The 14,682-nt window shown below is 44.9% G+C and carries 12 protein-coding genes; 1 reads left to right on the forward strand and 11 read right to left on the reverse strand.

Going from position 1 to position 14,682, the window contains the following annotated elements; all coding sequences use genetic code 11:
- Nucleotides 1–154 precede the first annotated feature (154 nt).
- From ACQQ6X_RS21480 to ACQQ6X_RS21505, 6 genes are all read right to left on the reverse strand, one after another.
- Complete coding sequence (locus ACQQ6X_RS21480; RefSeq protein WP_305166958.1) at nucleotides 155–3,265, reverse strand: efflux RND transporter permease subunit; 3,111 nt, start codon at nucleotides 3,263–3,265, stop codon at nucleotides 155–157.
- The gene (locus ACQQ6X_RS21485) at nucleotides 3,262–4,683 is read right to left on the reverse strand and encodes an efflux RND transporter periplasmic adaptor subunit (protein ID WP_305166959.1); all 1,422 of its coding nucleotides are present in this window, start codon (nucleotides 4,681–4,683) and stop codon (nucleotides 3,262–3,264) included. Before ACQQ6X_RS21485 ends, ACQQ6X_RS21480 begins: the two co-directional genes overlap by 4 nt.
- Nucleotides 4,684–4,857: 174 nt before the next feature.
- Entirely contained in the window at nucleotides 4,858–5,508 is a 651-nt protein-coding gene (locus ACQQ6X_RS21490) for a response regulator (RefSeq protein WP_025674660.1), read from the reverse strand.
- On the reverse strand, nucleotides 5,505–6,749 hold the full coding sequence (locus ACQQ6X_RS21495) for a sensor histidine kinase (RefSeq protein ID WP_305166960.1): 1,245 nt from the start codon (nucleotides 6,747–6,749) through the stop codon (nucleotides 5,505–5,507). Before ACQQ6X_RS21495 ends, ACQQ6X_RS21490 begins: the two co-directional genes overlap by 4 nt.
- A gap of 220 nt (nucleotides 6,750–6,969) precedes the next feature.
- A complete protein-coding gene (locus tag ACQQ6X_RS21500) occupies nucleotides 6,970–7,140 on the reverse strand; it encodes a hypothetical protein (RefSeq protein WP_013373210.1) in 171 nt (56 codons plus the stop codon).
- Between the two features lie 18 nt (nucleotides 7,141–7,158).
- The gene (locus tag ACQQ6X_RS21505; protein ID WP_058712291.1) at nucleotides 7,159–7,353 is read right to left on the reverse strand and encodes an H-type small acid-soluble spore protein; all 195 of its coding nucleotides are present in this window, start codon (nucleotides 7,351–7,353) and stop codon (nucleotides 7,159–7,161) included.
- Between the two features lie 239 nt (nucleotides 7,354–7,592).
- On the opposite strand from ACQQ6X_RS21505, the gene ACQQ6X_RS21510 reads away from it, so the two are divergent.
- The gene (locus ACQQ6X_RS21510) at nucleotides 7,593–8,792 is read left to right on the forward strand and encodes a macrolide family glycosyltransferase (RefSeq protein ID WP_305166961.1); all 1,200 of its coding nucleotides are present in this window, start codon (nucleotides 7,593–7,595) and stop codon (nucleotides 8,790–8,792) included.
- A gap of 76 nt (nucleotides 8,793–8,868) precedes the next feature.
- Here ACQQ6X_RS21510 and ACQQ6X_RS21515 read toward each other — a convergent pair whose 3' ends face one another.
- The 5 genes from ACQQ6X_RS21515 to ACQQ6X_RS21535 form a co-directional block, all read right to left on the reverse strand.
- Nucleotides 8,869–10,284: a glycoside hydrolase family 32 protein gene (locus ACQQ6X_RS21515; protein ID WP_305166962.1), complete on the reverse strand. Its 1,416-nt coding sequence runs from the start codon at nucleotides 10,282–10,284 to the stop codon at nucleotides 8,869–8,871.
- Between the two features lie 83 nt (nucleotides 10,285–10,367).
- Nucleotides 10,368–11,195 (reverse strand): carbohydrate ABC transporter permease, encoded by an 828-nt coding sequence (locus ACQQ6X_RS21520; protein WP_305166963.1) that lies wholly within the window; start codon nucleotides 11,193–11,195, stop codon nucleotides 10,368–10,370.
- The gene (locus ACQQ6X_RS21525; RefSeq protein WP_305166964.1) at nucleotides 11,195–12,079 is read right to left on the reverse strand and encodes a carbohydrate ABC transporter permease; all 885 of its coding nucleotides are present in this window, start codon (nucleotides 12,077–12,079) and stop codon (nucleotides 11,195–11,197) included. Before ACQQ6X_RS21525 ends, ACQQ6X_RS21520 begins: the two co-directional genes overlap by 1 nt.
- A gap of 61 nt (nucleotides 12,080–12,140) precedes the next feature.
- Entirely contained in the window at nucleotides 12,141–13,466 is a 1,326-nt protein-coding gene (locus ACQQ6X_RS21530) for an ABC transporter substrate-binding protein (RefSeq protein WP_305166965.1), read from the reverse strand.
- A 167-nt stretch (nucleotides 13,467–13,633) separates the two neighbouring features.
- A complete protein-coding gene (locus ACQQ6X_RS21535; RefSeq protein WP_305166966.1) occupies nucleotides 13,634–14,638 on the reverse strand; it encodes a LacI family DNA-binding transcriptional regulator in 1,005 nt (334 codons plus the stop codon).
- Between the last annotated feature and the right edge of the window lie 44 nt (nucleotides 14,639–14,682).

A 14,682-nucleotide genomic window follows, 5' to 3' on the forward strand; every position in this document is an offset into this window, starting at 1 on the left:
ACTCCCCCTATTTAGTGGACTTTTGCAACAATTATAGTAATGACATTTGTTGACTATGTCAACAAATAAAAAGATCGTACATGAAGACCTTCGCCTCATGTACGATCCGTATTATAAAAAGAACAATGGAAGTATATTGTTTTCCGTATTTTTCCTACAAGTTCAATGAGCTATCGTTATTTATAGATTTTTCCTGATTGTGCTTCCGCTTTAGCTTCAGATGAGCTACAACCATATACAGCGTCGGAACGACAAACAAGGTTAAAATGGTCGAAAAGATCAGCCCGAAGATAATAGTCGTTGCCAACGGCTTGAAGAGAATTTCCCCTATTGTGGCAATAGGGATCATCCCCACAATCGCAGTTAGCGAAGTAAGCAGAATCGGACGGAAACGAGCAGAACATGCCATCAGAATGGCGTCTGTCAGATCAGCCCCTTCACGGCGCGCATCTTCAATAAACTCTATCAGCACAATACCGTTGCGTACGACGATACCGGCCAGTGAAATGATCCCCATAATGCTCATGAATCCAATGGGCATGCCCGAAATAAAGCTTCCAAGAATACCGCCTGCCGCTGCCAGATACACAGTGGTCATAATAATGAGCGGTGTGGAGATGGAGTAGAACTGCATTGTGATCAAGAGCAGGATAAGAAAAACAACGATAATGGCTAACTTGCCCAAATCTTTAAAAATATCAGATTGCGCGGATGTTTCTCCTCCCATCTCCCAAGTGTAGCCTGGTTCAAACTGTGTATTCGTTAGTTTGCTACGAATGTCATTAGTGAGTTCTGTAGCCGTACGCCCATTCGCATTGGCTGAGATCGTGACCGTCCGCTCCAAATCATAGCGGTGGATTTGCTGAATGGAAAAGCCCGGTTTCATCGTGACTAACTGGGACAATGGAATTTGCTCTTTTGCCGCGTTGGTTACACTTAATTGTTGGAACAATACCTCAGGATCATCGTTTGGTTTATTCATGTATACATTTATATCCAGCAATTCCTTACCTGTATCAAAATCCGTAACATTGACCCCATCCCCCATTAACAGCAGAGTTCGTGTCAAATTAGAATAGGTAACCCTATATTTATCCAACGCTTGTGGATTGACTTGGAAATTCAGATTATAGCTTTGCATCCCCATATTATCGGTCACGTCTATTGCTCCGGGGGTGCCTGCAACTATTTCTTTGACTTTAGCTGTCATCTTTTGCAGTTTATTAATATCTTCTCCCTTCACTCGGATAGACACCGCACTGCCGACCGGGATACCTAATTGAGGAACCCGAATGCTGATCAATGCAGATGGATATTTGGCTTGCAGCGTATGGGTCCAATTATCCACTGTTTTCTGGAGATCAAATAGCCCCTCTTTTCCTACGACAGCAAGTTGACCGTTGACCGCTCCCCCGGAACCGTGACCGCCCGCAACATCGCTGTACATTTGAGGCGCTCCTCCACCTGCCGTGGCCGACAACCGTTCTGTTTCTGGTTGTTTTTTGACCCACATCCCAATTTCGTTAATAACCCGATTGGTTGCCTGCAACGACGTTCCTTCCGGCATGGTCACGCTGATCGTGGCATCCGCTTGATCGGATTCCGGAAATAATTGAATGGGAACAATCGCAAGTAGTCCATAAGCTACCGTACCCATCAATAGACCGACCAACGCTGTTAAAAGCGGACGCCGCAGTATTCTTGGCATCCAATTTTTAGAGTACACGTTGGATAGAGACTGGATTTGATGACCCAGAAGCCCAGGCGGCTTAACTGCTTGGTTACTCTGTTTCCCTTTACGGCGTTGATCATACCATTGACGGAAAATAGGAATAATCGTTAGCGACATAATCATCGAAGCCAGCATCGTTAACGAAATAACGGTAGGGATCGGTTTAATAAAGTCTCCGATATTACCCGGCAGGAATAACAACGGGGCAAATGCTGCAACCGTAGCTAGCGTAGCTGTAATGATCGATAAGGATACCTCTTTGGTTCCTTTAATGGCCGCCTCTGTCGCATTTTCCCCAAATTCAGAGCGTCGGCGTTCAATATTGTCATTGACCACGACAGCATCATCAACCAATATCCCCAGCACGATGATGAGCCCGATGACTGAAATTTGATTCAGCGTAGTTCCTGTCATAGGCAAGAAAATAAAGCCGATGGCGATGGAAACAGGAATGGCCAACGCCACAAATGCAGAAGTCAGCAAATTCAAGCCTAAGGTACATATCACAATGACCGATAAAATAGCGATCATCATCTCTTTGGTCAGGTTTCCAAATATTTCACTCACTCGATCATTTTGGGCAAAAAGCAGCTCAAAATGTACATTTTTCGGCAAACTGCTCGCTAGCTGATTGATTTTAGCTGTGGTTGCTTTAGATACTGTCGGCACATCTGTTCCTATATCTCCGCTTACACTGATCGAAATAGCAGGCTTCGTATTCACATACGTATAACTGGCTGCTTTTTTAAAAACAAGCGAGGCAGTACCTATATCCTTCAAAGATATCGGAAATCCATCGTCATTGCTTGAAATCTGAACGTTATTTAGAATCGATGGATCAGTTGAGGCATTCACCGTCAGCTGGTAATTGCGCTCATTGAAATCCAAACTCCCTGTAGGAACTCTGTCATTCTCGTCCTTGATCGCTTGAACGACTTGTTCCCAGGAAATGTTATATTGTTGCATCTTTTGTGTGTCTAAACTGACTCGTACCTCTTGCTCAGGTATTCCTTGAATATTAACTTGCGAAATACCAGGGACGGTTTTTAATTGATCTTTCCATTTGTTCATTAATTCATTTAATGAGTATAAATCCTCAACCTTACCAGAGGTGATCGCATATGAGCCAATGAATGAGCTGGTCATGCTATCATTGATTATAGGCTGCATCGCATCGTCTGGAAGCTCAGATTGTGCATCCTGCACCTTTGTACGAAGATCAGCCCATACTTTTGTCGGGTCCGCATCATTCAAAGCTTCTATGATGATACTGGATTGGCCTTTCGATGAAGTGGAAGAAATCGTTTTGACACCTTGTACAGCTTTAATTTTCTGTTCCATAACCTTAGTAATGGTTTGCTCGACTCTCTCAGGTGAGGCACCCGGATAGATAGTTGTAACACTGGCGGTCATGGGAATAACATCAGGCTGCTCCTGTTTGGGTAACGATGTAAAATTAAAGAGTCCTAGCAGTATGCACATGCCAAAGAAAATGAGCGTAATTTTTTGTTTTTTAACGATATATTTAATCATTCGGACGACTCCTCCGATTTCCCAAGCACATCATTCCCAATTACATCGCCATTAAACAAGGTTCCTGCTCCTTGGGTAACAATTTGATCGCCTGCCTGTAGTCCGGAGAGAACTTCGAATTGATTATTCGTCACTTTTCCTACTTTAATTGTGGTTTTAACAGCCTTACCATTTACAGCTTTAAAAATATAAGGGTCACTTCCCGTGCTAATCACGGATTCTACAGGCACTAACAGTGCTTCCGATTGATTCACACTTTTAGATGCGCTGATGACTTGTCCAGGTTTCCAATCCAGTTCAGGGTTGGGCAGGCTGACTTCCACATTAATACTGCCCGTTTTCGCATTCGTTGATGGGTAGATCTGAGTAACGGTCCCTGTTCTAATTTCATTGTAGAGTGATACATTTACTTTCTGGTTTTTCTTCCACGATAAGATTTCGTTGTCCGGTACGGGAAGAAGTACCTTTAAGGTCTTGATATTCCCGACGACGAATGCCTCGCTCCCACTGGAGCCCAGTTGACCGTCAGACACCTTTTTTTCAATGACTACGCCAGCGATCGGGGAGGTTAAAGTAGCCTTTTTAAGTGACAGGGATGACTGCTCATAAGCAGCCAATGCATCCTCGTAGGTAGCCTGCGCCTGAGCTTTACTGGCTAGCCCTTGCTGCTTCGTAGCCATAGCGGTCTCCAGCCCTGCTCTGGCCTGCTCTACACCAGCTGAAGCCTGGGCACGTTGCTCCTGCGAGGCTCCCGCAAGCAAGAGAGACAACTGCTCTTGTGCGTCACTTAAACTTTTTTGTGCATTCGCTAATTCCAGCTGTGCATTCTCATTTTCCGACAATGAGGCTGCACCTGCCTGGAACAGACTTTGCGTCCGTGCGGCATCCGCTTTTTTCTTATTGTAAGCCTTGGTTGCCGCGGTAACTGCATTTTGTGACTGTGCAATTTCCTGCTTTTTGGCGCCATTGTTTAATTCCTGCAATTTCGACTGGGCCGCATCGACCTGGGATTGTGAACTATGAATACCCGCCTGTGCCGATTGAACAGAAGCCTCCGCTTGGCTAAGACCGGCTTTTGCCTTTTCCATGGTGGCCTTGGCCCGATCCAGCTGCAGCTGGTAGGCAGATGTATCTAACTTCGCAAGGACACTCCCTTTTTCTACGGAGTCCCCTACCTCAACCATAGTGTTCAATATACGTCCATCCCCTTCAAAGGAAACACTAGCTTCATTACTTGCCTGTAATGTTCCCGCCAGATTAAAATCGTTGGCCAAAGGTTTCATTACAAGTTTCTCTACTTTCACCGGGTGATTTGCTTGTGTTACAGCGTTCTCCGTTGCACTGGAGCAACCAGAAGCTACTATAGCTAATGCAACCCCTGCAATCATGATCCTGATTCCTTTTCTCTTCAACTTCACGTCATCCTCCCTGATTCTCTCTTCTAAAGGTGCTATCAGCAACCCGCAGGTCAAGTAAGCTTTTTTCATTGCTTGTTTCATGTTATAACAATGGACACACAAAAAAATCGTACAAAGGGGCAAGCACCTTATGTACGACTGGGCAATGAAATAACATTTATTCAGTTAAAATTTCTAAAGCTGTAAAATACCACGTTCCAACGAAACGGCAACGGCTTCGGATCTGGAATCAACACCAAGCTTGTTATAAATATTCGTCAAATGCGCCTTTACGGTACGCTCGGAAATCCCCATATCAAATGCTATTTCCTTGCTTTTAAATCCATGGGCCACAGACTTTAATATATGCCTTTCCTTATCAGTAAGCACCAAGCTGCTTTCGCGGGATTCTAGCTTGGCTTCTTTCTTATTCGTTGCAGCGAACACCCTTGCTGTTATTTCTGGCTGAAGCAGCGTTTCACCCCTTAGCGCTGACTCAATCGTACGAAATAAGTTTTCACGGCTGGTGTCTTTTAACAGATACCCTTTTGCCCCCAAAGAAAGTCCCTTAATCATTAAATCATCTTCGTTATAGGTAGTCAGGATAATGACGGGCGTTTCATTTTGTTTTTCTCTGAGAGCTTTCATAGTTTCCAAACCACTCATTTGCGGCATATATAAATCCAGTAATATGACATCCGGTTGAAGCTCCTCGATCAGTTTAAGAGCGGTTGCACCTTCTCCGGCCTCGCCAATAACCTCATAACTGTCATTGGTTTCCAACACCAGCTTTAATCCTTCTCGAACAACCCAATGATCGTCGACAATTAAAATCTTGTATTTCATGATAGGTCTCCTTTAGTAAGAGGCGCCTCTATTTTGATAGCTGTACCTGCTTGCAATATACTATTGATATTTATTTTTCCACCTAGCATCCGTACACGTTCATGTATCCCTATTATTCCATAATGTCCTGTTTGCTTGGCAATAATATTCGTATCAAATCCTTTTCCATCATCACGAATCTCAATTTCAATCTTGCCTTCATTATCTAAAATATGAATCCATACGGTATTCGCGTGTGAATGCTTCGCTACATTGGTTAAACACTCGCTTATAATAAACAGTCCATGCTCGAACAGCAGTCTAGGAACTGAAGCTTTAATTTTAATGTTGCGTATGACACGAATGCTCGTAGCCATTGTAAATCGCTGTATTTCTTCCTCTACTGCTTCTGCAAAATCAACCTCTGAGATCGTTTTCGAACGCAAATTGTCTATGGCTCGCCTTGAATCAGACAATGTCCTCCGTACTTGTGACATCGATTGTTGGACAATCTCTTGGGCTCTTTGCGTACTTCCTTTGGTCAGATGAGCGTCAATGGCTTCCAGCTGCATGATTAGCCCAGCAAGCCCTTGAGCCAGCGTATCATGCAGATCACGGGCCATACGTTGTCGCTCATTAGCAATTGTAAGTTCTTCCACCTTTTGATGTGCAATTTCAAGCTCTTTCAGAACATTTTGTGTGCGGATTCGTGCTTTGACTTGTTTGAAAAAAAGAACCGCATAAGCTACTATAACAACCACAATTAGAAAAAATAGGGGGATGAGCAGCACAAATTGCCTGCCGTCGTTGTGAGAGACCACAGCCACACAAAAAAGAACGTAGGAGATCAAAAATACAAGAATGACCTTCAGCGGCTTATAATAAATACCTATACTCTGACCCACCAAAACGGGCATTAAACCCACCAGTACTATGGAGAAGCTTTCGGGTAAAAGAAATGCACTTGCAAAGATCAAGCCCCCTTGTACCACAAAATAAGCCCATGAAAAATATTTTGCCACTCGATGAGCATGCAAGTACAAGAGGATGTGCAATATGATAATTATAGTGAATAAAGAACTTTGCAGCAGATTTAAACCACCGAACAAATGTTGAAGAATAACAGACTCACTATAAATTATAAAAAACCATATGATCGTTAATATTTTTGAAATATCCTTGTTCTCAACTTCACCTTCACTTTTACTTTCACTTGTTTCCGGATTTAAATTTTGAACCTGTACATTAGATGCATCGTTCATAATTCCCTCCTACAATTCTGAATTCAGCTTTTCAATTTTGAACAAAAAACATTTATATATCATTTTACAAAAAAACGAAAGAAAAAAAACGTACACACGGGCAGTTTCACTTGTACGTTTGGGCATTGAATGCTTTGAATGCTTGTTGTTCGATAGCAGCCAAGAAATGCGTCATATAAAAAGCACGCAGCAGGTTATCCTGTGCGCGCTTGTCCACTCTCTATTCTTCTTCCAACTCATCTGGTACATCATATTTATTGATGTGCGAGGTCATTGCTGCAACAGCTTCGCTGGCATCCGTGGTGGCCGGTACCTCTCTAACCACATCATCCGTCTGATCACGAAAATTCAAACGATCTGCCTCGATTTCTTTCTGTTGATTGGGTTTCATTTTCCATGTCGCTCCTTTCTATTCAAGGGTCAGATCACGTTCTGTCAACGTGTACAAAGGCACTTCTCGTTCCTCTTCCGGGTTGTTCAGCGCATAGATCCGTGCCGTCTCACGTTGTTCGTTCACATGCTGAATATAGATGGGCAACCCATCGCACAACACATTTGCCATGATGGGAGAGGACGCTATTTCTTGTGCTCTTTGAACATTCATTAAGAAAAAACCTCCCTCGCTAAATAGGTTCGTCTTTACTATGCACGAGGTAAATATTTGTTATACACATTTCATGCCAACATGTCCTTATGTTATTCTTCAGAATGATGTTGACCGCGTTTTAAAACGCAATCGTGAAAGGATATCATTTGAAAAAATAAATATTATTGTTATTATGGATTAAGAGATTCAGTTAAAACTGCATCTTAAATGAAAGAGTAGGAAAGGAGTAAGGATGGATGTTAAATGTATTAATGGTTAATTTTCCGGCAGAAGGACATGTAAACCCCACGCTTGGGATCACGCAAGCCTTTGCAGCACGAGGGGACCAGGTTCATTACATTACAACTGAGAAATACAAGAATAGACTCGAAGCCGTTGGAGCGAAGGTTCACTTGCATCCTGATCTAGTCAGGACTGCTTCCATTGATACCAACACGCCGGCAGGACTGAACGCATTTTTGAATATTCATATCCAGACTTCGATGGACATCTTAGCCATCACTCAGGAGCTGTCCGAGCGTATTCAATTTGACTTGGTGTTCTATGATCGATTCGGAGCTGGTGAATTAGTAAGAGATTATTTGAATATTCCAGGCATTTCTTCATCCCCATCTTTTCTCATTTCAAATCATCTGATGGCTGCCAATCTCTTCCGCTCCGACGCTAAAGTACCGTTTCATCCTGATGAACAAGTTACGACTTCACTGCAGCTCATGAAAGAAAGATTCGGTGTTGCCCCCAAAGAGCTGGTTCAATTTATGAACAATTCAGGGGCTTTGAATGTTGTATATACGAGCAAATATTTTCAACCGAATGGTGAACAATTTGGGGACGAGCATCTTTTTATTGGTCCCAGCTTCCCGGAGCGCAAAGAAGAAAATTCATTCCCGCTCGACAGATTACAGGGTAAAAAGGTTTTATATATTTCGATGGGAACTGTGCTGGACCATACTGAGGACTTTTTTAACACCTGCATTGAAGCTTTTTCCGATTTTGAAGGCATGGTCGTGATTGCGGCTGGCGAGAAAGCCGACTTCACCAAAATTAACCCGGCTCCTGAACACTTTATCATCTCGTCCTATGTCCCTCAATTGGAGGTATTACGTCATTCAGATGTATTTATTACCCATGGTGGAATGAACAGTGTGAACGAAGGAATTCACTTTAATGTACCCTTGGTCGTGCTGCCTCAGGACAAAGATCAGCCCATGGTCGCGCAGCGGTTAACGGAACTTCAAGCTGGCTATCGGATAACCAAGGATCAAATCAATACACAATCGTTAAGAGATGCTGTACATGAGGTAGTCTCAAACGCAGCGTATAAAGAGGGCGTACAAAAAATAAATGACAGCTTCCAGCAATCCGGCGGTACAAAAGAAGCTCTCGCAAAAATTGACGCTTATCTTGATGCTTATCTACAACATAAGCGCGCCTAAAATCACACGAGCAAAATGGCTATAAAAAAACAGGAATCTGACCCTCCACGGTTAGGTTCCTGTTTGTGATGCGATTCTATGTGAGGATATCCCACTTCTGGAACGAGGCAATCGTACATTTTCCGTTCGCAAATGCACGAATACCCGTTGATTCCATTCCGGGATACACTCTTCCAGTGAGAACGTATTCACCGTCGCCGATAAATATTTCCACAGAGCTCTTATCGACGAAAATCCGCAGTTCCAGGCGTCCCTCCTGTAGACCCAAGGGCACTCTTCTCTCTCCGCCTGGTCCGATACCGGCACGCTCACGGTTAAAACGAAACAGACCATCATCGGGACGGTACGACAGTACAGTCTCCTCTTCGCCGCCCACCCGCAGCTTCAAGCCGAATTCATCCGTATGGCCAGCCTCGAACTCAAATACTGCCTTCAACTCGTAGCTATCTCCGGATGTCTCCATGATCTGCTCGCCTGTCAGTATGATGTCCCGCTGCTCGAACAGATTGGATCGGTAATTCTCCACCTCTTCAAGCGGACGGAACAACAATCTGCCGTGGTCGATCACCGCTTCCCGCGGAAGACTCATCGCACCAGCCCAGTGGTGTCCCTGCTGGGTCGGCATCTCCGACTCCCACATATCCATCCATCCGATGATAGTCCGCCGCCCTTTATCATCCAAGGTTGACTGCGGGGCATAGAAATCGAATCCATGATCTACCTGAGCATACTGCTCTGCCGTAAATGTTCCAGCCTCGGCATTGAAGTCACCTATACCGTACATGGTGGAATGCAGGTTACGGTATGCTTCTCCCTGAGCAGGCATGCGCTGTGGAGACAGCATGAATACGTGCCGATCGCCAAGCGGGAACAAATCCGGACACTCCCAATTATCGCCGAAGCGTCCGTCACTCACAGCCAGCACATTGACATACGTCCAGTTTCTCAGGTCATTAGACCGGTAAAGCAATACAAGCCCGTTCCCTTGGGCATCATTAGAGCCAAGAACGACGTAGTATTGATCTTCATGTCTGAACACCTTAGGATCACGAAAATCTTTGCGGCTGACCATGTCGGGTATGGCGTCATATCCGATGACCGGGTTGCCCTCCCACTTTTCAAAAGTCACCCCGTCTTCCGATACTGCAATCCCCTGTGACTGCTTGTAATCCTGATCCTTGTCAGGTCCGGTTACAACATGTCCGGTATACATCAGGACAAGCTTCCCGTCCTGCTCAATCGCACTGCCGGAGAAGCAGCCGTCCCGGTCGAACTCACCGTCCGGAGCCAACGCGACCGGCAGATAGTCCCACTTCATAAGATCGCGACTGACTGCGTGTCCCCAATGCATCGGTCCCCATTCCGATTTATACGGGTAATGTTGATAGAACAAGTGATACTGCCCGTTATACTGGATGAAACCGTTCGGATCGTTCATCCAGCCGAATTCAGCCATTAAATGATAGTTCAATCGATACTCCGACCGAAGCATATGCTTCGATTGGGAAATAAATTGATCAGCATTCTCTCTCGTATATGCTCTAGTATGTTTGATAAGGCATCCTACCCTTACAGTTATTTAATTGAACCCTGCATAACACCCTGAATAATATACTTTTGGGCGAACAGATAGATGATAATGATTGGAAATATCGTCAGTACCAAACTTGCCATCAATGGACCATAATCCACTGTGTAGGTTCCATAAAAGTTGTACGTGGACAGTGGAAGTGTCCTTTGCTCAGGATCGACCAGAATGAGCGAAGGCAGCAGAAAGTCATTCCAGACCCACAGCACATTAAGAATGGAGATAGTGGCCGTCGTGGGCATCAATACCGGAAACACGATCCGGAAGAATGTTTGAACCCGCGTACAGCCGTCTATCAGCGCCGCTTCTTCCAATTCCTTCGGAATACTCTTTACGAATCCATGATAAATGAAAACAGCCAGCGAACTGCCAAAACCGATATACATGTAAATCAGCGACCATTTGCTGTTCAGCAGATCAAGGGAGCCGTATATTTTTACTAATGGAATCATGATGGCCTGGAATGGAATAATCATGGAAGCAACCATCAGCATAAATGTATATTGGTTGAACTTAGTGTTGTTTCTGACAAAGTAGTGAGCTGTCATTGCTGTGAACAGGGAGATAAACAAGACACTCAACACCGTTATGACCAATGAGTTGGTGAAGGCAGTGATATAATTCATCTTATCGAATGCGTTCGTATAGTTGGCCACATTGAAGCTCTCTGGAAGCGATAATGGATTCGAGGTAATGGCCATATTTTCCTTGAACGAATTGATCAGCAGAAAGACGAACGGTACGATGAACAATATGAGTATGACGGTCAGCACAATGAATTTGATCACGGAGGAAGCAGCCTTTTTGCTTGTCATTATGCCTCCACCTCCAGCTTCTTACTGAAATAAACCTGAAGCAGAGTGATGAGAGCAACCATCAGGAACAGCACGAATGCCTCTGCCTGCCCCACACCATAATCACGGGAAAGGAATGCCTTTTCATACACATGCATCGACACCATTTGAGTACTACTGAAAGGCCCGCCTTTCGTGAGTGCAAGGTTGACGTCATAGACCATAAACCCACGTTGCAGGGATAAAAATATACATACGATGAAAGAAGGAACCATCAAGGGCAGCACCATTTTCCGCAGTCTGGTCCAGCTGCTCGCCCCGTCAATGCTTGCAGCCTCCATGATATCATTCGGCACACCCGTCAATCCTGCGATATAAATGACCATCATGTAACCTGCGTTCTGCCATACGGTTACAATCACGAGTGTCCAGAACGCCTTGTCAGGATCAGCCAGCCAAGTCGTGCTGAGCGCCTGTATGTTGGCATGTTGTCCCAAATAGACAAGCACGTTGTTAAAGATGAACTGCCAGATAAAACCGAGTACAATGCCGCCGACAAGGTTGGGCAGGAAAAATCCTGCCCGGAAAATGCTCTGTCCTTTTAATCCTTTAGTCAGCACATAAGCCAGCATAAAAGCAATAACATTGATAAGAACAACGGTATAAAATACATATTTGAGCGTCAAACCGAACGATTTCCAAAACTCAATATCCCGAAAAACGGCCAGATAGTTTTGGATGCCAACCAGCGATAGTGTCGTGGAAATACCATCCCAGTTTGTAAACGTCAGATAAATGCCGTACACAAATGGAATGATCATTACCGTGATGAAGGCAAACAAAGTGGGTCCGGTGAACAACAGCCGCGTCCGTAGCCGGTTCCATACTCCTTTTTCCGCAATCATGGTGATCCCTCTCTTTGTTTCGGATTTCTCTCTCTATTTCCGGGTAATTAGAAATTAGGCCTTATTTTACGGTTTTCCAGTAGTCTTCGATTTCCTTAGCCAGTGTTGCGCGATCGCCCTGCTTCGCCAGATATTTTTGCATGGAAGATCCTAGCTTAGACCAGTGGTCGGCAGGCAGCATACTCATCGACTGCTCTGACTTGCCTTTTGCGATATACTCCTGAATAGACTTACCAAGCGGGTCGGCCGCAGGCAGTGTAATATTTTTGAACGCTGGAATAATGTTCGCTTTGTTTACGAGGAAATCCTGGCCTTTCGCATCGTAAACGATCCAGTTCAGGAACTTCTTCGCCGCCTCTTGCTGTTCCGGCGTACTCTTCTCCTTGTCAATGACAATACGTTTGGAAACAGCGGATGAAATCTCCTGATTGCCATAGTCATCGGGATTGTTGCTGATGGGTACAGGCAAGAAACCGTATTCTTTGTTAGCCGTATCAAAACCGCTGATTTGCGGCCATGCCCAGTTGCCCATGAACCAAACGCCAACTTCGCCTTTGCCAAGCAGTTCAGGTCCGCGCTCATAAGCTCCTGCCAGTGGGGAAGCCTGATCGATATTGTATTTCATCATGACATCGAATGTATCCATAAGTCCGTTAAATACTGGATTGGTAGCCAAATTAACCTGGCCCGCCTTCAGTGATGCTATGAATTTGTCCACTTGAGTCATGTCTTTGTTCTGACCGGCATAAGCAAGTGGCAAATAATGAGCGCCCAGGGACCAATCCATTGGTGAAATTACCAATGCTTTCTTTCCAGATGCCTCGATTTGCTGGAACAGCTTTTCAAGGTCATTTCGGGTTTTAATTGTAGTGGGGTCAAAGCTTCCACCTACCGCTTTATCGACAACCGCTTTGTTGTAGATGAACCCGTAGCCTTCAACAGCCAGCGGAAACGCGTAATTTTTACCGTCAAACGTTGTATTTGTGGTAGCGTTTTCAACAGTGTCCTTATTCCACTTCTCCCCGCTTAAGTCGAGGATACGATCCTTGAATTTCTCCACATCACCTGTATCAAGCATGATCATGGTCGGTGGGTTTCCAGATGCATACAATGCAGAGGCACGCTCAAAAGGCGATCCACCGGCCGGAACCGGCTGAATTTCAACAGTAATGCCGGGATTGTCTTTCTGGAACGCCTTGGCGGCATCCTCCAGTTGTGAAAGGATTTCACCTTTGGAGTTCAAAAGTGTAATTTTGACATTTCCCGAATCCGCTGATCCCCCTCCAGAAGCCGAATTACCTTTTTCTCCGGAGCCGCCGCAAGCAGACACCACCATAACCAAAAGAAGCAGCATTACCATCCATTGAACTCTTTTGAATTTCCTCACTGTTGTCATCCCCCTATTTCTATAATGGCTGCTGTACAGTTAAATAAAACGCTTACAAACGGATTATATGTCAAAGATTCAATCTGTGTCAATCGTTTGACATGTTAAACCTTTAACATTTTTTAAAAAAAATCTGTTCCCCTTGTTAGAGGAACAGATTTCTTCATTCAGGTCGTTGCACGCTCAATCAATTCAACAGGCAGCAGATTGACAGGCTGTACCTGCTCCCCTTCTGCCTGCCTACGAATCAGCTCGACCGCTAGCCTGCCGATCTCTGCAATCGGCTGTCTCACCGATGTAAGTTCAGGCGTCAGCCAGGAAGCCGCGCTCACGTCATCGAAGCCTACAATCCGCACTTCCTCCGGCACATGCCGTCCGGCGCGGATATATTCTTTCAACGCAAAAGCAGCAATAATATCACTTGTTGCAAACACCCCATCCACATCCGGATGTTCATGAACGAGTTTGGAGATCATTCGCTCGTATTCCTTTTGGTCGAACACATTCAGGTCTGTTTGAACGATTACATGCTCGACATTATGTCTGCCCACGACATCCCGAAAAGCTGTGGTACGCTCATTGGACAGCATGTTCAGCTCCAGATTCCCACAGATATGCGCAATTTTCCGGCAGCCTTTGCGAATGAGCAGTTCTGTAGCCAGCTCGCCCCCGCGATAGTTGTCCGAAGAAATGTACGGAATATGCGGGTCAATCTGCCTGTCAAATGTCACAAGCGGTGAATTCAAATGTCGGTACTCTTCTACCTCCAGGGTATGGCTACCCATAATGATGCCGTCTACACGGTTCCGCTTCAGCATATCGATGTACACTTTTTCCTTCACAGGGTCCATATGCGAATTGCACAACAGAACCTTGCACTTATGCTGATAGGCATAGTACTCCACCTGATTAGCAAGCTCGCTAAAAAACGGATGCGAGACATTGGGAATAATAAGACCGATAATATTGGACTGCTTGCGTAGCAAGGAGCGTGCTATTTCATTCGGTTGATAATTAAGCTCTTCCATTGCGTCGAACACTTTTTTGCGTGTAGTTTCGCTGATATAGCCCCGGTTATTCATTACACGGGATACTGTAGTGACCGACACGCCCGCTTTTAACGCTACATCGTGAATTGTTGCCATATGAACCTCTTCCCGGACAAAATACATACATATAAACTATACCTTCTCCCTACCATTTCCACAACCTCAGG

Origin of the sequence: Paenibacillus ottowii, assembly GCF_050516475.1 — a bacterium.
In the GTDB taxonomy this organism is placed as follows: domain Bacteria; phylum Bacillota; class Bacilli; order Paenibacillales; family Paenibacillaceae; genus Paenibacillus; species Paenibacillus ottowii.